Raw genomic sequence first — 22,460 nt, forward strand, 5'->3', positions numbered from 1 at the left:
TACGAGTTTCAAATACTGTTGATTAATGATTTAGAAACAAAGACTTGAAGCCTTGGATTAGGATCCGTTAGAGGTTCGGGCGAATTGACCGGCATGGCGGGATTGCACCCTATATGCGCGATGGTCTATAGTTCGGGCAACTAGATATAGCCCTGCTGTGCGGGGCCGGAAAAGAAAGAGCGGCAGACGTGGTAGACCGTCCGGAAGACACTGAAAACACTGATGAAATCATTGAACGCATGGCCCATGACGGCCCGCAGGTTTCAATCATTGATGAAATGAAAACGGCTTATCTGGATTACGCGATGAGCGTGATCGTCAGCCGCGCCATTCCAGACCTTCGCGACGGTTTGAAACCGGTTCACCGCCGTATTTTGTATGCGATGAACGAGGTCGGCAACACGATTGACAAACCCTACCGCAAATCGTCGCGCCCCGTGGCCGATACGATGGGCAAATACCACCCGCATGGTGACAGCGCTATTTACGACGCATTGGTGCGGATGGCGCAAAATTTCAGCATGTCTTTGGTGCTGTTGGACGGCCAAGGCAACTTTGGCTCGATGGACGGTGACCGGGCTGCGGCGTTTCGCTATACGGAAGTGCGGATGGCCAAAACGGCGAACTTCCTTTTGGCCGATATCGACAAAGACACCGTTGATTTTCAAGACAATTATGATGGCAAGGACCGTGAGCCGACTGTTTTGCCGGCCCGCTACCCGAACATGCTGGTCAATGGGGCCGGCGGTATTGCCGTGGGCATGGCGACCAACATTCCGCCGCATAACCTGGGTGAAGTGATTGACGGCACTTTGGCCCTGATTGCCGACCCTGACCTGTCGACCGAGGCGTTGATGGAGATTATCCCCGCCCCCGATTTTCCAACTGGTGGGGTTATTCTGGGCCGGTCCGGTGCGCGTAAGGCGTATTTGGAAGGGCGCGGATCGGTCATTATCCGCGCCAAGACGCGGGTTGAGGAAATTCGTAAAGACCGCTGGGCGATTATCATTGATGAGATCCCCTATCAGGTGAACAAGGCAACGATGATCGAAAAGATCGCCGAATTGGTCCGCGAAAAGCGGGTTGAGGGCATTGCGCATGTGCAAGACGAATCTGATCGGATTGGCGTGCGCGTAGTGATTGAACTGAAGCGCGATGCGACAGCGGATGTGGTGCTGAACCAATTGTTCCGCTTTTCGCCAATGCAAATCCATTTCGGCTGTAACATGTTGGCGCTGAATGGTGGGCGACCTGAACAGCTTACCCTGCGTGATTTTCTGACCTATTTCATCACGTTCCGCGAAGAAGTTGTCGCGCGCCGCACCGCGTTTGAGTTGCGCAAGGCGCGCGAGCGGAGCCATATTCTGTGCGGTTTGGCTGTGGCAGTTTCCAATGTGGATGAGGTGGTTGCGACCATCCGGTCATCCGCTGATGCCGGTGAGGCGCGGGAGCGCTTGATGACGCGGCGCTGGCCTGCGGGGGAAATCATACCCTTTATCCAGCTGATCGATGACCCGTCCCACAAGGTCAATGATGACGGCACATATAACCTGTCCGAAATTCAGGCCCGCGCGATTTTGGACCTGCGCTTGCAGCGCCTAACCGCCTTTGGCGTGGGCGAGATTACGGACGAGCTGCAAGAGCTGGCTGGCAAGATAAAGGATTACCTTGAAATTCTGGGCAGCCGTGAGCGGATCATGGGCATCATCGCCGCCGAGCTGACCGAAGTAAAAGAACTGTTTGCAGTGCCCCGCCGGACCCAAATTTCCGATTGGTCAGGCGATATGGAAGACGAAGACCTGATCGAGCGTGAGGATATGGTCGTGACCATTACCTCGGGTGGGTACATCAAGCGCACAGCGTTGCATGAATTCCGTGCCCAAAAGCGCGGCGGCAAGGGCCTATCGTCCATGTCGACCAAAGAGGACGACGTGGTGACGACGCTGTTCGTGGCCAACACTCATACGCAGCTGTTGTTCTTTACGACCGATGGGATGGTCTACAAGCTGAAATGCTGGCGCTTGCCGCTGTCGGGGCGCAATGCGCGTGGCAAGGCGATGGTCAACATTCTGCCAATTGTGGCGGGTGTGTCGATTGCGGCTATTCTGCCCGTCGATGTCCCAGACGACGAATGGGATGATTTGCAGATCTTCTTTGCCACTTCCGACGGTGATGTGCGCCAAAACGCGCTGTCTGATTTCACCAATGTGATGCGCAACGGTAAGATTGCGATGAAGCTGCCGGATGGCGTTTCGCTGGTAAATGCACGGATTTGCGACGAAAATGATGACATCATGCTGGTGACATCGGGTGGTCGAGCGATCCGCTTCCCCACCACCGAAGTGCGCGTGTTCAAAAGCCGTGGATCGACGGGCGTGCGCGGCATTCGTTTGCAAGATGATGACACAGTGGTTTCCATGTCAGTGATCCGACATTTTGACGCGACCCCTGATGAACGCGCCGCTTATCTGAAAATGCGCCGTCAGCAAGAAGGCGTGATGGACGAGCCGGAGAGCGACGAGGAAGAAACCGTCTTGGCAGGCGAGTTGTCGGCCGAGCGCTTTGCCGAGATGCAGGTCTTTGAAGACCTGATCCTGACCATCACTCAAGGTGGGTCGGGCAAGCTGTCATCTAGCCACGACTATCCCGTGCGCGGGCGTGGGGGCCAAGGGGTTAAGGCGATGGCGGGCCGCAATGGCGCGCTGGTGGCGTGCTTCCCTGTGGAGCGGTCGGATCAGGTGATGTTGGCTACATCGACAGGCCAATCCATTCGTGTGCCGGTAGAGGGAATTTCTTTCCGGTCGCGTGCGGCCGGTGGCGTGAAGGTGTTCAATACCGGCGCGGGCGAAGTTGTCGTATCGGTGGCGCGGGTTGCCGATCAAGGCGATGAGGATGGCGCGGTCATTGAAGGTGACGCCGTGGTCGAAACGGCTGTCGAGCCGGGTACAGAAACGGAATGACCCTGCCGGGGCTGGTCGAGGCATTGGAAAGCTTGGCCAGCCGGGCTGAGGTGGTATCTTACGGTGCGTTGGCCCGGAGATTGGCCCTGCCCTCGCCCGGCAGCATCGCCAGGCTGACCCAGGCACTTGAAGCGTTGATGGTCGAAGACGCAACAACAGGGCGGCCGTTCAGGGCTGCCCTGTGTCACGCGCGGCTGGCGGGCGAATTGCCGGCGCATGGTTATTTTGACAAAGCGCAGGCCCTGGGGCGGTTCGATGGCGGTGACCGGCTGGCCCATGTGCAAGCCGAACGCGCGCAGCTTTACGCCGCTCGGTCATGACGGGGTATGCATTAACCATTTGTTAACTTAATGATTTATTCACCATGAGCTTTTTGGCATAAAGGTCTCAGTTCAAAACAACGTCGCGCCCTTTGGTGGCCCCCTTAAGGGATAGGACGTCCCATTTCACAAGCTACCATCACGAAAACGACCCTGCTGCGGTCGCTGCTGACTTACGGCACCATTTTCTATGCATCCCCAATCCTTGCCCAAAGCGCTTCTTTGGGCCTTAACTTTGCCGAGGGCGAGCTTCCCTATGGCATAACGGGCAACACGGGTGGCCCGATTGGCCGTATCACAGGCGATTCTTGCCTCACCGATGCGCTTGCTATGCAACTGGATCTTTCGGCAACATCTTATGCCGGCGGCACATTGGGCCAGATTGATGCGCATATATATTTGATGCCACGTGAAAGCTTCAAATACGGGGTATTCGTGTCGCTGGCCGATGTCGATGGCCGCGAGGCTACGATTGGCAGCGCAGGCGTTGAGGTGATTTCGGACGTATCCGACCGCACCCAGATCGAGGCAAAGGCCGAAATTGGCATTGCGACCCATCGCATGGCTGGTGCGCGGCGCAACATGGATTTCATCGCAGCGCGCTTTGGCGCCTTCCACACGTTCAATGACACGACTACGGCCTATATCGAGGCGTCGGTAAGCGAGTTTGACGAGGCGTTTTTGCGCGCTGTGGCTAATGGAGTGCGGGTCGGTCTTCACTATGACATTCCGAGCCAACCCATCCGGATCAGCGCGACCATCGGATATGACAAGATGTCAGACCGCAATAGCCGCAAAGGCGAGGTTGTGACGCAGATTGGCGTAACATAGCACTTTAGCGCAGGCGGTAATTCGGTTGCAAGCCGTGCCTTTGGCTGATCGAAATCCTTGGATCGACTTCTGCTGCGGGGAATGTTCTATCCCCCTTTTCAAATGGGGCCCCAAGGGCTACATCTCGCCTATGGAACAGATATTAAACATCATCGGCGGCGGCATGGCCGGGTCAGAAGCAGCCTGGCAAGCCGCTCAAATGGGCGTTCGGGTCGTCATCCACGAAATGCGCCCCAAGGTCGCAACCTTTGCCCATCGCACTGGCAACTTGGCAGAAATGGTGTGCTCGAATTCCTTCCGGTCAGACGATAGCGAACAAAACGCCGTTGGCCTGCTGCATTGGGAAATGGGCGCGGCGGATGGGATCATCATGCAAATCGCCCGCGCACACCGCTTGCCTGCGGGTGGCGCGCTGGCCGTCGACCGCGATACTTTTGCCGAGGATGTGACGGCACGGATACTGGCCCACCCGTTGATTTGTGTATCTTATGAAGAGATTACCGAACTTCCAACGGAAGGTCATTGGATCATCGCCACGGGCCCTTTGACATCGGGTTCTTTGGCGGCCAGCATTCGCACAGCGACTGGCGCCGATGCCTTGGCGTTTTTCGATGCAATCGCACCGATTGTTTATGCCGAAAGTGTCGATATGTCTGTGGCATGGATGCAGTCGCGTTATGACAAAGGCGATACCGAGGAAGAACAGACCGCCTATATGAACTGCCCGATGACCAAGGCGCAATATGAGGCGTTTATCGACGCGCTGTTGACGGCGGAAAAGACCGAGTTTCACGAAGGCGAAACGGCGGGTTATTTTGATGGCTGTTTGCCGATTGAGGTGATGGCCGAGCGTGGCCGTGAAACCCTGCGCTTTGGCCCGATGAAGCCTGTTGGCCTGACCAACCCGCATAACCCGTTAAAGCCCTATGCCGTGGTGCAACTGCGCCGAGATAACAAACTGGGAACCCTGTACAACATCGTAGGCTTTCAGACAAAGATGAAGTATGGCGCGCAAATATCTGTTTTTAAAATGATTCCCGGCCTTCAGGATGCCAGCTTTGCGCGGCTTGGTGGCATTCACCGAAACACGTTCATAAATTCGCCCACTCTGCTTGACGATCAGATGCGCCTGAAATCGCGCCCCAATATCCGCTTTGCGGGGCAGATCACCGGGGTTGAAGGCTATGTCGAATCCTCTGCGATGGGCCTTTTGGCAGGCCGGATGGCGGCTGCAGAAATCTTGGGGCGTGACCTGCCCCCGCCGCCAGCCGATACCGCGATGGGCGCGCTGATCACCCATATAACCGGCGGGGCCGAAGCAAAAACCTTTCAACCGATGAACGTGAACTTTGGCCTGTTCCCACCAATTGACGCCAAGGGCGGGCGGCGCGGGCGCAAAGACCGCTACAAAGCCTATACCGACCGCGCCAAAGAGGCCTTTACGGCGTGGCTTTCGTAACGCGTTTTGCCCCCTCACCCACCGGCCCTTTGCATCTGGGCCACGCATATTCTGCAATCTTTGCACATGATACGGCACGTGCGCACGGCGGTCAATTCCTGTTGCGTATGGAAGACACAGACCTTGATCGTTCAAAACCCGAATGGGCTAGTTCTATTGTCACAGATATAACATGGCTCGGCCTGTCATGGGACGGGCCAATCCATACGCAATCCCGCCGTATTACAAACTATAATCAACGGCTTGAACGGCTTGTCGATCGGGGGCTGCTCTACCCCTGCGCCTGCTCACGCAATGACATTCGTGCAGCGCTAGCCGCGCCACAAGAAGGTGTTGCACATCAGGTTTATCCAGGGACCTGCCGCCACCGCCCGATGTCCAGCCGCCAACCCGAAGATGCGCTTCGACTGGATTTGGCCCAAGCCTTCTCTGAACTCGACCCTGTGCCGCTGGAATTCGTTGAAACCGGCGCTGCACATGCGTGCTTGCATCAGGTTGATCCGGTAGAGGCAATGGCAAAAATTGGCGATGTGATTCTAAGCCGAAAGGGCGAAGATATCGTCGCCTATTTCCTCGCTTCGACCTTTGATGATGCGGATCAAGGGGTGACGCACGTCATTCGCGGTGAGGATCTGTTTGAATTTACACCGATTCAGGTCATCTTGCAGCGCCTTTTCAGCCTGCCCACCCCGATATATCATCATCACCGCCTGATCCGCGATGATCAAGGCAAAAGGTTGGCAAAGCGCGATGATGCACGTGCGCTGTCCAAGTTTTGTGCAGAAGGAGCAAGCCCCGCTGATATTCGTGCGATGGTCGGACTATAAACCCTAAATCGGGTCTGCTGTGATGATTTCCACGCCGGCAGAGACTAACGTGTAAAAACACGACCGCCGATTGGTATGGCAGGCAGGCCCGGTCTGATCGACCTTCAACAGCAGGCAATCGCGGTCACAATCCACCCGAAACTCGACCAAGCGCTGCACATGCCCCGAGGTTTCGCCCTTGGCCCAAAATGCCCGACGCGACCGCGACCAATAGGTAACCTGCCCCGTTGCAATCGTGCGCTCGATGCTTGTCGCGTTCATCCACGCCATCATCAGCACGTCGCCCGTCGCATGATCCTGCGCAATCGCGGGGATAAGGCCGTTGGCATCATACTTTAGGCTGGTCGGATCAAATGACATCAGTCTTTTCCTTTGCATCCCGTGCTTGGGCGACTATCTATGCGGTAACGCACGGAGATAAAAGCCATGAGCGATGCCGAAATGATGAAGCTCTATTCCGGTCGAATACTGGAATTGGCCGCGGATATTCCGCATTTGGGGCGATTGTCTGGGCCAATGGCGACGGTTCGCAAACGATCGCCGCTTTGCGGGTCGGTGGTAACGGTGGATCTGGTACTGCAAAACGGGCGCGTATCCGAATTCGCGCAGGATGTAAAAGCCTGCGCTTTGGGACAGGCGGCGGCAGCGATTTTGGGGCGCGGGGTGATCGGGCTTTCAACGACCGAGTTGCAACGCGGCCGTGATGCCTTGCGCGCAATGCTGGCAGGTGGCCCCGTGCCGCCTGCTCCGTTTGACGGTTTCGCGGTGCTGGAACCCGCCCGCGCATTTCGCAATCGGCACGCCTCGATTCTATTGGCGATCGAAGCGACGGCAGAAGCAGCAGAAAGCCTGTAAAAAAACGCCGCACAACCCATTTGGGCTGGCGGCGATGAGTCGAGCGTATCTGAGATGCGTGGATACGGGGTGGGACAACCCCGGTGTTTTCCGAATGGCAAACACAAATTCACGCGCCCAAGGCAACAGATCGCAGGCAGTAACTTAGATCAATGAGGGCAACGCAAGCCCAACAACCAGCACAGCAAAAATCGACATCACCCCTAACACATCCTCAAACAGTGTTTGGGACGAACGGGCAGCAACGGCTTTGATTTCGGTGATCATTGGGAACCTCCTCGCTTGTTCACATATTGTTCTCACACCCCCAGCGGATTGTAAAGAACTTTTTAAGAACATTTGAGAACAAATAGAGATCATCCTACCGCGATCAGTCGGATCGCGCGATCTTGGTCCAACAACCACAACAGGTTGCGCACCGCTTGGCCGCGCGGGCTTGTTAAGGCTGGATCATCATGCAGCAGCTTACGCGCGTCCGATTGCGCCACCGCCATAAGCGCGGTTTGACGCTCCATATCGGCAACGCGAAATCTTGGCAGGCCCGATTGTGCTGTGCCAATCAGGTCCCCAGCACCGCGCATGGCAAGGTCTTCTTCGGCAATGCGAAACCCGTCTTCAGTATCACGCAGAACCTTCAGCCGCCGCTCGCCCGTCTCGGTCAGCGGGGATTGATACATCAAAAGGCAGGTCGAATGCGCCGACCCGCGCCCTACCCGCCCCCGCAACTGGTGTAACTGCGCAAGGCCAAAAGTTTCAGCGCGTTCAATCACCATGATCGACGCATTGGGCACATTCACACCCACCTCAATCACTGTGGTCGCGACCAGAACCTTTGACTGCCCAGCAACAAACCCCGCCATCGCGGCGTCTTTTTCAGCCGATGGCATTTGGCCATGAACCATCGCCACGACGCCCTCGCCCAAAGCCGCGCGCAAATGCTGAAACCGCGCCTCGGCGGATGCATAATCCAGCACCTCTGAATCCTCGACCAAAGGACAAACCCAATAGGCCTGTCGCCCCTCAGCCACGGCTTGTCGCAGTTTTTCAACCACCTCGTCGATCCGGCTTGTGGGCACCAGCGCGGTTTGCACCGGCTTTCGTCCGGGTGGTTTTTCATCCAGCACGGACACGTCCATATCGCCGTAACTGGCCAGCGCAAGGCTGCGCGGAATGGGCGTTGCCGTCATGACCAGCACATCAACCGATTGGCCCTTTGCCCCCAATTCCATCCGTTGCGCCACGCCAAAACGGTGCTGTTCGTCGATAACAGAAAGGCGAAGATCTTGGAAAGTAACGTCTTTTTGAAAAACCGCATGGGTCCCGACCAGAATTTGTATACGACCCTGCGCAAGGTCCTCTAGCTTGCGGGCGCGTTCAGCCCCCTTATCGCGGCCTGTCAGCAATTCTAACCGCACACCGGCAAGGGCTGCCAAATCGATCAACCCCGACAAATGCTGTCGCGCCAAAATTTCGGTGGGGGCCATCATCACGCCTTGTCCGCCCGCCTCAACCGCGACCAAAAGGGCCATAAACGCGACCAAGGTTTTGCCAGACCCGACATCGCCTTGCAGCAAACGGTTCATCCGGACAGGTGCGGCCATATCCTGCGCGATTTCCTGTGCCGCGCGGGTTTGCGCACCTGTGGGCTTGTAGGGAAGTGCTGTCAAAACCGCCTTTTGCATCTGCCCTGTGGCCACGCTTGGTCGCCCTTTGGACTTGCGCAAAGACGCCCGCGCCAGTGACAGGGTGACCTGATGGGCAAAAAACTCGTCATAGGCAAGGCGTTCGCGGGCAGGTGATGTGGGCGCAAAGTCCGCATTGCTGCTGGGCGCATGGGCCGCTTGCACCGCCGCCGCCCAATCGGGCCAGCCTTCTTTCGCCTTTTGGCCAGGGTCTATCCATTCCGACAAATCCGGCATCCGTGCAAGTGCAGCCGCTGCCGCTTTGGCAACCAGTTTTTGCGTCACCCCCGCCGTTAGCGGATAGACGGGTTCAAACTGGGGCAATTCCCCCGCCTCCTCTAACCCCAAAACATGATCTGGATGCACCATTTGCGCTATACCGTCGAACACTTCGACCCGCCCCGAAACCAACCGCTTTTGCCCGGTTGGAAGCAGTTTTTGCAGGTATTCACCACGCGCATGAAAGAAAACCAATTGAAATTCCAATGCACTGTCCGTCACCATAACACGGTAAGGCCGCCCCTTACTGCGCGGCGCGAAATGGGGGCCAACGACCACCTCGACGGTGACAGTTGTCGGTGGGATCACATCACGAACCGAGGCCCGTCTGGCGCGATCAATGCCGGAATTCGGCAGGAGCAACAACAAATCCTTCGGCTTTTCAACCCCAAGCCCTGCAAAGGCCTTGGCCGTTTTCGGCCCCACGCCATCCAACGTTTCCAAATCTGCAAACAGCGGGAAAAGAACCTCTGGCCTGCTCATGCGTCGCCTATCAAGGCGATCCAGCCATCTTCATCTATTGTTTGCACGCCCAAATCGGCGGCGGCCTTGGCCTTTGACCCCGCCCCAGGACCAGCCACCAGCAAATCGGTTTTGGCCGACACCGACCCCGACACCTTTGCACCAAGGCTTTCCGCGCGCGCTTTGGCCTCGGCCCGTGTCATCTTTTCCAAAGTGCCGGTGAAAACCACCGTTTTCCCCGCAACAGGGCTGTCGACAGGTCCGCGTTTTGCAACAGCCTGAATGTCCAATTCCGCAGCCAAGGCATCAATCGCCGCGCGTTCCTTGTCATTTTGGAATGCGGCAATAACCGAGGCTGCAAGCACCCCGCCGACACCGTCAATCGCAAGCAGTTCGTCCCACTCGGCACCCTCGCCAATCGTTGCATGGGTCATGGCCGCTTCAAACTGGTCCCAAGTCGAATAATGGTTTGCCAATAGACTGGCCGAGTTCTCTCCGACATGGCGAATACCAAGTGCAAAAATCACCCGATTCAGCGGTATTTTGCGTTTTTCATCAATAGCATCAAACAGGTTCTCAGCCGATTTCGCCCCCCAGCCCTCGCGGTTTTTCAACTGCTGGATACCGGTGCCAAAGCGGGCACGCAGCGTGAAAATATCTGCGGGGGTCCGCACCCATTCATCACGATAAAAAGCCTCGACCTGTTTTGCGCCAAGCCCTTCAATGTCAAACGCGGCACGCCCAACAAAATGACGCAGGCGTTCAACGGCCTGCGCGGGGCAAATCAAACCGCCGGTGCAGCGGCGCACTGCATCGCCTTCTTCCCGCACAGCGGGCGAATTGCACTCGGAGCAAAATGTTGGAAATTCATAGGGTTGCGCTGTATTGGGCCGTTGGGACAGATCGACATCCGCAATTTTCGGAATGACATCTCCGGCGCGGTACACCTGCACCCAATCCCCGACGCGGATATCTTTACTGCCCCGGATCGCCTCGCCCTTACTGTCGCGGCCCAGAATATAATCTTCATTGTGCAGCGTGGCATTCGATACCACGACCCCGCCCACCGTAACGGGTTGCAACCGCGCAACCGGTGACAAAGCCCCTGTGCGACCCACCTGAATGTCGATCGCGAGCAGACGGGTCCAAGCCAATTCAGCGGGGAATTTATGCGCAATCGCCCACCGCGGCGTGGTCGAGCGGAACCCGAGGCGACGTTGCAGCGCAAGCTCATTCACCTTGTAAACCACACCATCAATATCATAGCCAAGGCTCGCACGCCGCGCTTCTATATCGTGGTAGTGATCCAACATCTCAGCAGCGGTGTTGCAGACCTTGGTCAGCTGATTGATTGAAAAACCAAGAGCCCTCAATCGGTTGATGGAATTCATCTGGGTCTCGGCCAAAGGCGCCGACACAGCCCCCCATGCATAGGCAAAAAAACTTAAAGGGCGTTCCGCGGTGATCCCGGGATCCAGTTGCCGTAGAGAACCTGCCGCCGCATTGCGTGGGTTGGCAAAGGTTTTCCCACCCCGCGCGACCTGCCGTTCGTTCAACGCCTGAAAATCGGTGTGGCTCATGTAGACTTCGCCGCGCACTTCCAAAACGTCAGGCGCGTCAGCCAAGGTCTGCGGAATATCGGAAATGGTACGGGCGTTTTGCGTCACATTTTCTCCGACTTCCCCATCTCCCCGCGTCGCGGCCTGCACCAATTGTCCCTGTTCATAGCGCAAAGACAGCGACAAACCGTCGATTTTCGGCTCGGCCGTAAAGGCAATCGGGCCGTCGTGGCCAAGATACTTGCGGATCCGATCTTCAAAATCCACGACATCTGCGTCGTCAAAAGCGTTTTCCAGACTAAGCATGCGAATTTCGTGCGCGATTTTGCCGAAACCCTCGGCCACAGCTGCGCCGATTTGATCGCTTGGGCTGTCAGCGCGCTTCAGATGTGGAAACTTGGCTTCAATTGCCAAATTTCGGCGCTTTAGCGCATCATACTCCGCATCTGAAATTTCGGGGGCGTCTTGGGTGTGATAGGCGGCGTTTGCAGCCAAAAGCAGAGCAGACAACCGCTCCAACTCTGCCAAAGCCTCTGCTTCGGTCAGGGCCGCTACATCTGTTTTCTGCCTGTCTACCATTGCTAGCCCCCTGAACCCGACACAAACAGGTTTAGGGGTCTGTTATCACCGCGTCCAGATGCGTCACATCAATCATCGCACCGTTTCGCCAGCCCATCACATTAACAAGCAAATTACGCACCAATTGCAATGCGCGCGCTTTCTTGACCGGCGGCAGGATCGCGCAAAACATAACCTCTGCCCCAAACGGTTTCGATATGGTTCACACCGCCCGTTGCCTCGGCCAGTTTTTTACGCAGTTTGCAAATGAATACGTCAATAATCTTTAGCTCAGGTTCATCCATGCCGCCGTAAAGGTGATTCAAGAACATTTCTTTGGTCAGGGTCGTGCCCTTCCGCAGGCTCAGAAGTTCAAGCATTTGGTACTCTTTGCCCGTCAGATGCACTGATTTCCCATCTACCTCCACCGTCTTGGCATCCAGGTTCACGCAAACTTGCCCTGTTTTGATCACCGATTGTGAATGCCCCTTCGACCGACGGATAATAGCGTGGATTCGCGCCACCAACTCTTCACGATGAAAGGGCTTGGTCATGTAATCGTCAGCACCGAAGCCAAAGCCCTTAAGCTTACTTTCCGTATCATCCGCCCCCGAAAGGATCAGGATAGGCGTATCTATCCGCGCCAAACGCAACTGACGCAGCACGTCATGGCCGCTCATATCCGGAAGGTTAAGATCAAGCAAAATCAGATCGTAATCATAAAGCTTTGCAAGATCGATCCCTTCCTCACCCAAGTCGGTACAAAATACGTTCAGGTTGGCATGGGTCAACATCAATTCAATACTGCGTGATGTTGTAGGATCGTCTTCAACCAAAAGAATTCTCATATAGCAACTCCGCATCTATCCGCTGTTGTTAACCACCATGCAGTCGAATGGTTAACTGGACGTTACTGTGATCTAGTCACTGCGAAATACAATCTAAAGTTGTCTATATTTTTGAAGTGTTGTCACTTTTAGCGCATTTTCACCATGTGTTTCCACAGCAGCCCGCCATAATGCAAACTCCTCATCCGACAAGGAATACCGCTTTAGAGCCTCTGATTCGCTAATCAATCCATATGCGACAGCACGAACAACGATTGCCTTTCGGCTGGCCACCCAGCGGCGCGTTTCCGCGGGTGGCAGATCTGCTCGGCTTAACACCGATCCATCCGGAAGCGTTACCTGCCGGGGCCCATCAACTTTCTTAAGGTACATCACCACAACCCTCTTTGTGTAAGGGCACTTTGCGGCATCAGGCTTAATCAAGCATGAAACGTGGGGTTGAGAGTGTGTTGCATTTTCCTATATTGCGAGACATCAGCGTAAAGGCGGACCCATGTCACTTGATCACCCGATGAATTCCTTAGGCTTTGCCAAGCCCCCTGCCGAGACCCGTGTCGTGGTTGCGATGTCAGGTGGGGTCGACAGCTCGGCCGTGGCGGCGCAACTGGCATCCGAGGGCTATGATGTCGTGGGCGTGACCTTGCAGCTTTATGATCACGGGGCGGCGCTGGCGAAAAAAGGCGCGTGCTGTGCGGGCCGCGATATCCATGATGCCCGCCGTGTGGCCGAGGTGATGGGTTTTCCGCATTATGTACTGGACTATGAGAACAAATTTCAGGAGGCGGTGATAGATGAATTTGCCGACGCTTATCTGGCGGGGGCGACTCCGGTTCCGTGTATTCGCTGTAATGAGCGGGTGAAGTTCAAGGACCTTCTCAATACTGCCCGCGATTTGGACGCCGATTGTATGGCGACGGGTCATTATATCCAGCGCAAAGACGGGGCTTTGGGGCCAGAGCTTCATATGGCCGCCGATCATGCCCGCGATCAAAGCTATTTCTTGTTTTCCACCACCGCGGAACAACTGGCCTATCTTAGGTTTCCGCTGGGCCATCTGGAAAGCAAGGCCGAGACACGGGCGCTGGCGGCGAAATTCGGGCTGGCGGTTTCGGATAAGCCAGACAGTCAAGATATCTGTTTTGTGCCCAACGGAAACTATGCAGCGGTGATTGAAAAGCTGCGGCCCGGCTCGGCAGATCCGGGGGAGATTGTGGATATGGAGGGGCGTGTTTTGGGCACCCATCGCGGGGTCATTCATTATACAATAGGGCAGCGGCGTGGGCTTGGGATCGGAGGGCTGGAAGACCCGCTTTATGTGGTCAAACTGGATGCCGATTTGAAGCGGGTCGTGGTTGGGCCGAAAGAGGCGCTGTCGACCCGGATCGTGCCTTTGAGAGAGATTAACTGGCTGGGGGACGCCCCGATGGAAAGCCAAAAAGAATGGTCTTTGATGGTCAAGGTCCGGTCCACCCGCCCGCCGCGTGAGGCGATTTTGAGGCCGATTTCGGCGACCGAGGCTGAGGTAGAATTATTGAGCCCTGAAGAAGGGGTTTCGCCCGGACAGGCCTGTGTTTTTTATGAAGCAACGGGCAGTCGGGTTTTGGGGGGCGGGTGGATTTGGCGCGGCAAGTGAGAGTTTTCCTGCGCAATGACCGCGCGCGGTCATTCTTGTAACCATTTGATAGTGTTATTATTTTAGATTTTTGTTAACCTGATGTTAACCTGGGACGCGGGCGGCCTGCGTCACGGATGCACGGGGCGGGATGCAAGGGCGGATGCCTGCGGCGCAGGTATTTTGGCCAAGATGAAATGGGTAAAAATCGCTTTTGGACCGGCGATTTCGCGGTGCACTTCAGGGGCTGATTTGCGCCAGAACCGAGCGCGCGGCACGCAAGGCAGGGGGATCGCCGCCACGGCCGAGCCTTTGCATTGTAATATCCATCGCCCCTATTTGGGCGGCGCGCTTTGGCCCTTGGTCCATCAGGGCCAGCAACGTCGGCGCGATGTTTTCTGCGCGACACTCGGGGCCCAGAAATTCCGGCACAGCGCGGGTTTCGGACACCAGATTGACCAGCGTTACCGTGTCAATCAACGCGGCGCGGCGCATCAGCCAATGGGTGATCGGGTGCATTTTATAGGCGATGACCATCGGGCAGGCATTGGCCGCCAGTTCCAAAGACACAGTGCCAGAGGCGGCGATAGCACAGGTGGCGTTGGCGAAGGCTGCCCGTTTGTCATCAAGGTTTTCGATGATCTGCGGCTGCATGGGCCAGCTTTGGGTCAGATCGCGCACCAAATCTGCCACGCCGCGCACGGTTGGCAAGGCCACGCGGCCATTGGGGTGGTGTGCGTGTATCAGGCCAAGGGTTTCGCCGATGATGGGGGCAAGACGCGTCACCTCGCCGCGCCGCGAGCCGGGGAGCGCGAGGATGAGCGGGCCGTCGTGTGGGGATTTCGTGCCTAGGGGTTCCGAGACAACGGGATGGCCGACGAAATCGCAGGTCATGCCTGCGGCCTGCATCAAGGGCGGCTCGAACGGTAGAAGGGCGAGGACATGGTCGATATGCTGGGCCATTCTCGTGGCGCGACCGGGGCGCCATGCCCAGACCGAAGGGGCGACATAGTGGATGGTTTTTAGCGCCGGGTTGGCCTGTTTGACGATTTTTGCCACGCGCAGACAGAAATCGGGGCTGTCGATGGTGATCAGGGCGGCAGGGTTTTCGGCCAGTGTGGCTGCGGCCGTTTGCGCGATTCGGCGTTTGAGGTGGCGGTATTTTGGCAGGATTTCCGCGATGCCCATGATGGAAAGTTCCTCCATCGGGAAAAGCGATGTGAGGCCTTGGGCCTGCATCAAGGGGCCGCCGATGCCGTGGAATTGTAGGTTTGGCTGCAGCGTTTTCAGCGCTGCCATCAGGGCGGCCCCAAGGCGGTCGCCCGAAGGTTCGCCCGCGATGAGAGTCAGTTTCATGGCGCGTCTGCTGGGCGCGACCATAAGAACAGGCCGAGTGCCTTGGCGCGGGTTATCATCGCGGGTTGGTCGAGGAGGATCACACCGCCCGCCTGAAAGACAATGCCGCCAAGCCCTGCTTTGTGCACCATTTCAAGGGTTTGCAGCCCGAGGCTGGGCAAGTCGATGCGCAGATCTTGGGTTGGTTTCGGGGCCTTGTAAAACAGGCCCTTGGTGGTTTTGGGGCGCAGATTTGGCGGGATCAGGGCGGTTTGCGCCAACATCGCATCGGTGCCTGTGATGGTTTCCACAGCAAGGCAAAGGCCTGCCTGCACGACCGCGCCCTGCCCCACATCGACCGCGCCCAAGGCGTGGGTAATCGCGGCGGCGCGGGTGGCATCACTGGCGTCTTGAGGACTGGTTTGACCTGCGAGCAGGCCTGCGGGTGGCGTGAGGTTGGGCGCGATATCAGCGGCCCCAAGGATTTCAAGATCAAATTCTTGGAAAATTTTAAGCACTTCACGTAATGTGGCATCATCGCCGGCTTGCATTGCGGCAATCAGGCGCGGCACCATTTGCGCCGTCAGCGGGTCGAACAGCGAGGGATCGAGCGCGGGGCGCTGCACGGCACCGGCAAAGCATACGCGCGTAATACCTTGATCCAAAAGGTGCTTCAGGAACGGAATGAGGCGTTCGACGCGAAAGCTGATATCGGGGGTAAGGCCCGATGGCGTGTAGCCGTCAAGCGCCGCAATCAGCGGGCGGTCCGCCAGTTGGGCGACCAAGGCAGCGGGCAGCGCACCTGCGCCTGCGATGATCGCAAGGTCGGTCATTTTGGCGTCAGGAACGAACGGTCGGTGGCGGAAAGGATGAAATCGGTCATCTCACGCACATGGATGCTGTCTGTTTCTTCGGCCAGTTTACGGGCGCGGTCAAGGAAGGTGCCGTCGCCTTGGGCCAGCATCTGATAGCCTGCGCGCAAAGCAGTGATTTCGGCGCGGTCCACGCCACGGCGTTTGAGACCGACGAGGTTGAGGCCATCGAGATCGCCGCGCGGCCCTTGGACAAGGCCGTGGGGCAGAACGTCATTAGTGACCATTGTGACAGCGCCGATGATGGCGCCGTGGCCGATGCGAACCCATTGATGCACGCCCGAAAGCCCGCCGATGATCACGTCATCGCCGATCTGGCAATGGCCCGCGATGGCGGCTTGGTTGGCAAGGATGACGCGGTTGCCAAGGGTGGCGTCGTGGCCGACATGCGCGCCGGTCATCAGCAGGCAATCATCGCCGATTTGGGTGATGCCGGTGCCGCCTGCGGTCCCCGTGTTCAGGGTCGCCCCTTCGCGGATGCGGCAGCGCGCGCCCACGATCAGGCGGGTGCGTTCGCCTTTGAATTTAAGGTCTTGCGGCACCTCGCCCACGCAGGCGAAGGGGAAAATGGTGGTGTTCTCGCCGATATCGGTCCAGCCAGTGACGACGGCGTGGGATTTGAGTTCAACGCCCGGCGCGAGCGTGACCTCGGGGCCAACGATGCAGAAGGGGCCGATTTTGCAGCCCGCGCCGATGGATGCTGCGGGGTCGATCACGGCGGAGGGGTGGATTTGGGAGGTCATGCCTTTGGCAGGTCCATCATGGCGGTGAATTCGGCCTGGGCGCAGAGTTCGCCATCGACGGTGGCGCGGCCTTCGAATTTCCAGACCTTGCCGCCGCCGCGTTTGACGGTGACGTGGAGTTCCATAACATCGCCCGGCACGACCATGCGGCGGAATTTCACGGCGTCGATGCCCATGAAATAGACCAGCAGGTTTTTATCGGCGAGGTCGAGAGACACACCGACGAGGATGCCGGAGGTTTGGGCCAATGCTTCGATGATTTGAACGCCGGGAAAGACGGGTTTACCGGGGAAATGGCCTTGGAACTGCGGCTCGTTCATGGTGACGCATTTGATGCCGACGGCGGATTGGTTGGGCACGATGTCGCGCACTTTATCTACTAAAAGGAAGGGATAGCGGTGCGGCAGGATGCGCTGGATCAGGTCGATATCGGCCGTGGTTGGCAGCGGTGCGGCATCGGTCATGGGGTCATTCCTTTGAGGCGCAGATTTTGGACGCGGTTGCTGTGTGATTAGCAAGTCGCGCGGCCCGAGACAAGGCGCGCGCAATCAGGGTTTGGGGGCCGGGGTATCTGGTTCGGGAGAGATTGCGAGCCGTGCATTGATCCGATCGATCGCGATATCGGTAACATCCACACGGTCAAGACTAAGGATCACCGAGCCCTGATCCAGCAACATCACCGCCCCCATGTCTTGCATCAGCTCAGCCAAAACGGGGACTGCGGATTGAAAGAAGGTTTGTTGATCCTCTTCGCGCTGCCGCTTGAGGTCACGGTCCTTTGCGCCCCATGATGCGCGGATTTTTTCAACCTTGTCATCAAATGCGCTGGCGATGGGTAGAAAATCGGCAGGTGACAACGTGGCGCGGCGTTCGGTTAGCAAACGCTCTTCGATCTCGAGATCAGATTCGATTTGGCGGATTTCGGCCTGCAAGGTGCGCGAGTCTGCCTCAAGACGGGTCAACGATGACTTGCCGAAATCGGACTCTTCGAACAGGCGTAGCTGGTTTACGGTTAGAACCTGAGATTGGAAACTGGGCTGCGACGCTTCTGCCTCGGCGGCGGGGGGGGCGGGGGCGGGGGCGGTCTGTTGCGCATTGGCACCAACCGCCCCCGCAGCGGCTGCGATCGCCAAGAGCGACGCTGCTACAAACCGCCCTAACATCAGAACTGCGACGAAATCGTCAGGTCAAATTTGCGTTCTTTGTCATAGGTTTGTTTTTTGACTGCGCGCGAGAAGTTGAAGCGCAAGGGGCCAATCGGCGTTTCCCAGAACAAGGACACACCCACGGCAGCACGCAGTTTTGCGCCGTCATCAACGGTGTTTCCGCCAGCAACGCCGCCGTTGGTGTTATCAAGGCTCCAGACCGAACCAACATCAACAAAGGCACCGCCCTTGATTTTGTATTCGTCCGGCAGGCCGATCGGAAATTCCGCCTCGAGCCGCGCCACGGCGAACATATTGCCGCCCAAGGCATCTTGGTTGCCCAAAGGGTCAAGGTCACGCGGGCCAAGGCCGTTGCCTTCAAAACCACGAATTTTGCCGGAGGCAAAGAAACGTTCGGTTACCCGTGAATTTCCTTTGATCATGTGTAGCATACCGCCTTCGGCGACGGCACGCAGGGTCACATCTTCGTTCAGCACGCGGCGTTCAACCAAGGCAAGGGCTTCGGTTTTGATGTATTTCGAATCGCCGCCAAGCCCTGCGAAATCCTGACTGAAGCGCAACAAGACGCCACCAAGCGGATTGATCCCGTCTTTGCGCGAGTCGTATTCGAACGCATAGCCAAGCGACGACGAAAACTGCCCGCCAAGTGCTTCTTCATTCCGCAGGATCTGCGATGAGGCTGGATCAACCTTGCGCACAGCCGTCTCGGCCAGTTTGTAATTCAGCTGCAAGCGGCTGTTTTCACCAACAGGGAAGCCAAGACCAAAGCCGATCGAGGCCGAGCGGGTGTTGTAGAACGAGTTATCATAGTTACTTTCGGCATAATCCACGCCAATCGAAAACGACAAATCACGGCCCAAGAAGGCAGGTTCGATAAAGGTCAACCCACCGCTTTTGGAATCGGCCGCAGTTTCGATCGATGCACCAACGGTTTGGCCACGCCCAAGGAAGTTGGTTTCCGTGAAACCACCGCTAAAGCCAATACCCGAATCTGCACCATAGCTTGCGCCAAGGGTCAGCGAGCCTGTGGGCTGTTCTTCGACATCAACATTCACGATGACCTGATCGGAGGCGCTGCCCTGTTCGGCTTCGACTTTGGCATCTTTAAAGAAGCCAAGCGCACGAATGCGTTCTGCAGCGCGGCTCACTTCACGTGGATTGAAGGGGTCCCCTTCTGCGGCGCGGAACTGACGACGAATAACTTCGTCCATTGTGGTGGTATTGCCTTCTATATCAATACGTTCGACAAACACACGCTGACCACGGATGATGGCGAATTCGACATCCAGCGTCATATCGCGTTCATTACGTGTGATGCGCGGTTCAATTGTCACAAAGTTAAGCGACTTTTTCAGCGCAAGGTTTTCCATCCGTGCGATGTTATTTTCAATGATGGTCGGGGAATAGGTGACGCCCGAACGCAGTTTCATGACATTTTCGAATTCGGCAGCATCCACCCCGTCGATTTCCGAGACTGTGGTGACATTGCCAATTTTGAATTTCTGCCCTTCGCGCACCGAGAATGTAACGAAAAATCCATCACGTTCACGGGTGACTTCGCCCACCGCGTCAAGCACCTGGAAATCGACATAGCCGCGCGCAAGGTAGAAATCCTTGAGCAGCTGTTTGTCAAATTCGATGCGGTCGGCGATAAAAGTGTCGGATTGGATAAAAGCCCGGAAAATTCCGGCCTGTTTGGTGGCGAGAACCTGACGCAAACGGCGGTCGCTAAAGGCTCGGTTGCCGTTAAAGCTAAGGCGTTCCACCTCGACCACCTGACCTTCGCGGATATCGAACACGAGATCGACGCGGTTATCAGCGCGGCGGATGATTTTCGGATCTACGGTGGCCGCGATGCGACCGGATTCCTGATATGCCTTGATAATTTCGGCGGCATCCGCCTCGGCCTGCGCGGGCGAAAACACGCGGCGCGACTGGGATTTTACGATTTTGGCCAGCGCCTCATCCTTAAGGCGCTTGTTGCCTTCAAAGTTGATGATGTTGATGGTCGGAAATTCGCGGACGGTGATCACAAGGGTATTGCCCTTTGGGTTGATCTGTACGTCCTCGAACAATCCGGCACTGTTAATGCGCTGTACCGCGTCGTTCAACTCCCCCACAGACACGGCCTGCCCGCGCCCGATTCCTGCATAAGACATGATGGTCGCAGCATCGACGCGCTGGTTACCTTCGACCTGCACGTTGGAAAATTGGTACGTTTGCGCCTGCGCCTGCGAGGCTGCGCCCAAACAAGCCATTGAGACGATTACAGAAACCGAAACGATGGCCGAATGACGTTTGATCCGGCGCAAGATGTTGCGGGACATGGAAACCCGATCCGCAATATACATTGTTTAGCCCCATAAAATAATCCAGTTGACCCTGACTAACGGTAATGGATCGCCTTGTCAAAAGGGCATGGGCGCATATTGGATCAATATCTTGCGGCGTAACATTTGCGCACCCCCGTGCGCGCGCAATTTTTCTGAGGTTTATCGCTTAGGGAAACAGGATTACACTGCCCAAAAACGCACCCGCCAGAAGCCCAACGACAATGGTGCCAACGCTGAAAAGGCGGTCCCAGTTCAGCCCCAAAAGCAAAGAGAAGCCTTGGTATCCGTTCATGACCGTTTGCATGGTGTTCACCTGTGGTTAGCGTTTCGATAGGCCCAATTTAGCGCGCGAATGTGGCGCCAATTGGGCAAAAGCTCGAAAAGTTACAGCTTGGTTAACAGGTGTTACGGGCAGAACAAGTCGTTCCCGAGCGCAAAGACCATCAGCGACAGCAGCATCACCAAACCCACCATCATCAGGGCCCGCAAGGCACGGTCGGATGGGGGTTTGCCAGTCACTGCCTCATACGCGTGAAACACCAGATGACCGCCATCCAGCACGGGGATGGGGAACAGGTTCATCAAACCCACGGCGGTGGACAGGCCCGCGATCATCATCATAAACGTCAGCCCGCCTTGCGACGCTGCGGCTGACGAGGTTTTGGCGATACCGATGGGGCCGCGCAGGTTGCACGATGAAATCGCGCCCGAAACGATGTGGCCAAGGCCAGACAAGCTTGTGGTGATCAGGTTCCACGTACGTTTAACGCTGATGGTGACCGTTTCAATCGGGCCAGGGGTATAGACTTGAGGGGTGAACATCAGCCCTTCGCCAAGACCGATCAGGAAGCGCTCTTCAAAGCCGCCATCTGCCTTTGGGCTGGTGGTCATCCGCGGGGTAAGGATGGTGTCAAATTCAGTGCCGGTTTGGGCGTCTGGACGCCAAACTTTGAGCGAAAGCTCGGCGTTTTTGGTTTCCTTGACGATGGCCACCAAGTCGCCAAAGGCATTTACCGGCTGGTCATTGATGGCAAGAATAACATCGCCTTCGGTCAGGCCCGCATCTTGCGCCGCCGATTCCAGCGCGATGGAGCCGATGAGCGCGGGGAAAGGGTATGGGCCGGTCAGGGTGATGTCGCGACCATCGCGGGTCAGAGTATAGTTGACACTGGGCTGCGACGGCAAGGCGCGGGCCGTGGTGATAAAGCCTTGCAGGTCGGGAGTCGCCACGCCGTTCAGTGCAGAAATCTCATCGCCGGGCAAGAGGGTTTGGCTGTTGTTGGGCAAAGGTTTTACATCGCCCACCACGGCGCGGTCGATTGCCACGCCGAAATACAGAATCATCGCGCAATAAATCAGGATTGTTAGGATAAAGTTAAAAACGGGACCAGCAAGGACGGTGGCCGAGCGTGCCCAAAGGGGGGCGCCGTGCATGGTGTGGCGGCGGTCGGCATCGGGCAGCTGCGAGATCGCCGCGCCATCCTTGCCGGAGGCCGCATCGCTGTCGCCCAGAAATTTCACGAAACCGCCAAAGGGAACGGCGGCAATTTGCCAGCGTGTGCCACGTTTATCCATGCGGGAATATAACACAGGGCCAAAGCCGAGACTGAACACCTCGGCATGGATGCCGGTCCAGCGGCCGACGATGTAATGGCCATATTCATGCACGGCGACGATGATCGACAAAGCGACCACAAAGGCGGCAATCGTCCATGCGAAATTGCCGAAGGACGGGATCAGGTTGATAATTTCCACTGCG

General features: G+C 56.9%; 21 protein-coding genes. 7 read left to right on the plus strand and 14 right to left on the minus strand.

The genetic code is table 11. The features are described from left to right. Positions 1-188 precede the first annotated feature (188 nt). The 5 genes from gyrA to gluQRS all read left to right on the plus strand — a co-directional run bounded on the left by gyrA (position 189) and on the right by gluQRS (position 6,397). The gene (gene gyrA / locus G560_RS19120; protein WP_022704486.1) at positions 189-2,960 is read left to right on the plus strand and encodes a DNA gyrase subunit A; all 2,772 of its coding nucleotides are present in this window, start codon (positions 189-191) and stop codon (positions 2,958-2,960) included. Then, the gene (locus G560_RS19125; RefSeq protein ID WP_022704487.1) at positions 2,957-3,280 is read left to right on the plus strand and encodes a hypothetical protein; all 324 of its coding nucleotides are present in this window, start codon (positions 2,957-2,959) and stop codon (positions 3,278-3,280) included. Before gyrA ends, G560_RS19125 begins: the two co-directional genes overlap by 4 nt. A 222-nt stretch (positions 3,281-3,502) precedes the next feature. After that, positions 3,503-4,111 (plus strand): hypothetical protein, encoded by a 609-nt coding sequence (locus tag G560_RS0111635; protein WP_022704488.1) that lies wholly within the window; start codon positions 3,503-3,505, stop codon positions 4,109-4,111. A 130-nt stretch (positions 4,112-4,241) separates the two neighbouring features. After that, positions 4,242-5,570, plus strand: a complete 1,329-nt coding sequence (trmFO, locus tag G560_RS0111640) for a methylenetetrahydrofolate--tRNA-(uracil(54)-C(5))-methyltransferase (FADH(2)-oxidizing) TrmFO (protein ID WP_022704489.1) — start codon at positions 4,242-4,244, stop codon at positions 5,568-5,570. Beyond that, positions 5,558-6,397, plus strand: coding sequence for a tRNA glutamyl-Q(34) synthetase GluQRS (gene gluQRS / locus G560_RS0111645; RefSeq protein WP_022704490.1), 840 nt, complete (start codon positions 5,558-5,560; stop codon positions 6,395-6,397). The genes trmFO and gluQRS overlap by 13 nt, the downstream gene beginning before the upstream one ends. Positions 6,398-6,400: 3 nt before the next feature. On the opposite strand, the gene hisI is transcribed toward gluQRS, so the two are convergent. Next, positions 6,401-6,757 carry a phosphoribosyl-AMP cyclohydrolase gene (gene hisI, locus G560_RS0111650; protein WP_022704491.1) on the minus strand — a complete coding sequence of 119 codons (357 nt, stop codon included), beginning with the start codon at positions 6,755-6,757 and terminating at the stop codon, positions 6,401-6,403. Positions 6,758-6,823: 66 nt separating this feature from the next. On the opposite strand from hisI, the gene G560_RS0111655 reads away from it, so the two are divergent. Continuing rightward, positions 6,824-7,252, plus strand: a complete 429-nt coding sequence (locus tag G560_RS0111655) for an iron-sulfur cluster assembly scaffold protein (RefSeq protein WP_022704492.1) — start codon at positions 6,824-6,826, stop codon at positions 7,250-7,252. 144 nt (positions 7,253-7,396) lie between these two features. On the opposite strand, the gene G560_RS21625 is transcribed toward G560_RS0111655, so the two are convergent. The 5 genes from G560_RS21625 to sciP all read right to left on the minus strand — a co-directional run bounded on the left by G560_RS21625 (position 7,397) and on the right by sciP (position 13,012). Continuing rightward, on the minus strand, positions 7,397-7,519 hold the full coding sequence (locus G560_RS21625; protein WP_022704493.1) for a hypothetical protein: 123 nt from the start codon (positions 7,517-7,519) through the stop codon (positions 7,397-7,399). A gap of 89 nt (positions 7,520-7,608) precedes the next feature. Then, positions 7,609-9,696: an ATP-dependent DNA helicase RecG gene (recG, locus tag G560_RS0111665; RefSeq protein WP_022704494.1), complete on the minus strand. Its 2,088-nt coding sequence runs from the start codon at positions 9,694-9,696 to the stop codon at positions 7,609-7,611. Then, positions 9,693-11,813 carry an NAD-dependent DNA ligase LigA gene (gene ligA / locus G560_RS0111670; RefSeq protein WP_022704495.1) on the minus strand — a complete coding sequence of 707 codons (2,121 nt, stop codon included), beginning with the start codon at positions 11,811-11,813 and terminating at the stop codon, positions 9,693-9,695. Before ligA ends, recG begins: the two co-directional genes overlap by 4 nt. A 113-nt stretch (positions 11,814-11,926) precedes the next feature. After that, on the minus strand, positions 11,927-12,640 hold the full coding sequence (gene ctrA, locus G560_RS0111680; RefSeq protein WP_022704497.1) for a response regulator transcription factor CtrA: 714 nt from the start codon (positions 12,638-12,640) through the stop codon (positions 11,927-11,929). 93 nt (positions 12,641-12,733) lie between these two features. Continuing rightward, complete coding sequence (gene sciP, locus G560_RS20660) at positions 12,734-13,012, minus strand: CtrA inhibitor SciP (RefSeq protein WP_081647648.1); 279 nt, start codon at positions 13,010-13,012, stop codon at positions 12,734-12,736. A gap of 121 nt (positions 13,013-13,133) precedes the next feature. Here sciP and mnmA point away from each other — a divergent pair, with 121 nt between their 5' ends. Next, positions 13,134-14,273 carry a tRNA 2-thiouridine(34) synthase MnmA gene (gene mnmA, locus G560_RS0111685; protein ID WP_022704498.1) on the plus strand — a complete coding sequence of 380 codons (1,140 nt, stop codon included), beginning with the start codon at positions 13,134-13,136 and terminating at the stop codon, positions 14,271-14,273. A 219-nt stretch (positions 14,274-14,492) separates the two neighbouring features. Here the strand turns inward: mnmA and lpxB are convergent, their stop codons facing one another. The 8 genes from lpxB to rseP all read right to left on the minus strand — a co-directional run bounded on the left by lpxB (position 14,493) and on the right by rseP (position 22,456). Continuing rightward, complete coding sequence (gene lpxB, locus G560_RS0111695) at positions 14,493-15,608, minus strand: lipid-A-disaccharide synthase (protein ID WP_028914023.1); 1,116 nt, start codon at positions 15,606-15,608, stop codon at positions 14,493-14,495. Continuing rightward, a complete protein-coding gene (locus G560_RS0111700) occupies positions 15,605-16,420 on the minus strand; it encodes an LpxI family protein (RefSeq protein WP_022704501.1) in 816 nt (271 codons plus the stop codon). The genes lpxB and G560_RS0111700 overlap by 4 nt, the downstream gene beginning before the upstream one ends. After that, complete coding sequence (lpxA, locus tag G560_RS0111705; protein WP_022704502.1) at positions 16,417-17,202, minus strand: acyl-ACP--UDP-N-acetylglucosamine O-acyltransferase; 786 nt, start codon at positions 17,200-17,202, stop codon at positions 16,417-16,419. The genes G560_RS0111700 and lpxA overlap by 4 nt, the downstream gene beginning before the upstream one ends. Then, positions 17,199-17,666: a 3-hydroxyacyl-ACP dehydratase FabZ gene (gene fabZ, locus G560_RS0111710; RefSeq protein ID WP_028914024.1), complete on the minus strand. Its 468-nt coding sequence runs from the start codon at positions 17,664-17,666 to the stop codon at positions 17,199-17,201. The genes lpxA and fabZ overlap by 4 nt, the downstream gene beginning before the upstream one ends. 84 nt (positions 17,667-17,750) lie before the next feature. Further along, positions 17,751-18,365 carry an OmpH/Skp family outer membrane protein gene (locus G560_RS19130; protein ID WP_050525239.1) on the minus strand — a complete coding sequence of 205 codons (615 nt, stop codon included), beginning with the start codon at positions 18,363-18,365 and terminating at the stop codon, positions 17,751-17,753. Continuing rightward, the gene (bamA, locus tag G560_RS0111720; protein WP_050525240.1) at positions 18,365-20,695 is read right to left on the minus strand and encodes an outer membrane protein assembly factor BamA; all 2,331 of its coding nucleotides are present in this window, start codon (positions 20,693-20,695) and stop codon (positions 18,365-18,367) included. Before bamA ends, G560_RS19130 begins: the two co-directional genes overlap by 1 nt. Before the next feature lie 172 nt (positions 20,696-20,867). Beyond that, positions 20,868-20,993, minus strand: a complete 126-nt coding sequence (locus tag G560_RS21630; protein WP_280513718.1) for a hypothetical protein — start codon at positions 20,991-20,993, stop codon at positions 20,868-20,870. Positions 20,994-21,106: 113 nt separating this feature from the next. Continuing rightward, positions 21,107-22,456 carry an RIP metalloprotease RseP gene (gene rseP, locus G560_RS0111730; RefSeq protein ID WP_022704505.1) on the minus strand — a complete coding sequence of 450 codons (1,350 nt, stop codon included), beginning with the start codon at positions 22,454-22,456 and terminating at the stop codon, positions 21,107-21,109. Positions 22,457-22,460: the final 4 nt, after the last annotated feature.

Source organism: Pseudorhodobacter ferrugineus DSM 5888, from assembly GCF_000420745.1.
In the GTDB taxonomy this organism is placed as follows: Bacteria; Pseudomonadota; Alphaproteobacteria; order Rhodobacterales; family Rhodobacteraceae; genus Pseudorhodobacter; species Pseudorhodobacter ferrugineus.